At 74.2% G+C, this 1,019-nt stretch carries 1 pseudogene; it reads left to right on the plus strand.

The window, feature by feature from the left end:
• Positions 1–67: 67 nt before the first annotated feature.
• Positions 68–1,019: pseudogene (locus I5I_RS02610) on the plus strand (FtsK/SpoIIIE domain-containing protein); the annotation flags it as partial.

Below are 1,019 nucleotides of genomic sequence, written 5' to 3' on the forward strand. Positions count from 1 at the left end.
ACGTCCTTCGCGCACCGGTCGCTCCGGTGCGCGTCGCCTCGTGGCGCCGGCGCGCTTGACTGCCGACATGACCGATGTCGACGATCTCGACGACGAGCCGCTGCGCCTTCCGCCCGCCCCGACACCGCCGGCGCGGGCACCGCTGCCGGTCGTGACCGCCATTGTTCCCGTCGTCGGTGCGCTCGTGCTGTGGCGCGTCACGGGGTCGGCCCACGCCCTCTGGTTCGCAGCTCTCGGGCCGCTCGTCGCGGTGGCGTCCTTCGTCGACGGGCTGCGGACGACCAGGCGTGCCCGGCGGCGTGCGCGCCGCGAACACCTCCGTCTGCTGGCGCACCTGGACGAAGCGGTCGATCGGCGCCATGACGCGGAGCGGCGTGGAGCGTGGCGGCGCACGCCCGACGTGGCGACGCTGTGCGCCGATGAGGCGGAGGTATGGCGTTCGGTGCCCGGCCGCGAGGAGGTGCTGGTGGTCGGGCGTGGAGAGGGGCCGAGCAGCCTGCGGATCGAGGGTGAGCCCGCCGACGATGCCGCGCGTGAGGTGCGACGGCGAGCTCGGCGCCTCGATGATGCGCCCGTGACCGTGCCCCTGCGGGCGGGGCTGGCAGTGCGCGGTCCTCTCGCACAGACAACGGCGGTGGTCCGAGGGCTCGTGATGCAGATCTGCCTCGTCCATGCTCCCGGCCGCGTCCGGATCGTCGACCTCGACGCCGTGGAGGCGATCGTGGGTCACGTGCCGCTCCCGCACGCGTTCGCGAGCGCCGGCGATGCTCTCGTGGTCGTGGAGGGCGCGGCCCGCGTCCCTTCGGATGCGCAGATCCCGATCGTCGTCGTGGCCGGCGACGCGCCGCCGCCGCCGCGCTGTCGCGCCGTTCTGACCCTCGTGGGCGGCGACGAAGCCGTCCTGGACCATGAGGGCTCGACGCGGACGGTGCGGATCGAAGCGTTGTCAGCGGTGCAGGCAGCCGAGGTCGCGGCGATGCTGTCGGAACGCGCGCGTGAGCTGGGCCACCGCGGCGACG

The sequence above is a fragment of the Microbacterium sp. B24 genome, assembly GCF_000333415.1.
Classification (GTDB): Bacteria; Actinomycetota; Actinomycetes; order Actinomycetales; family Microbacteriaceae; genus Microbacterium.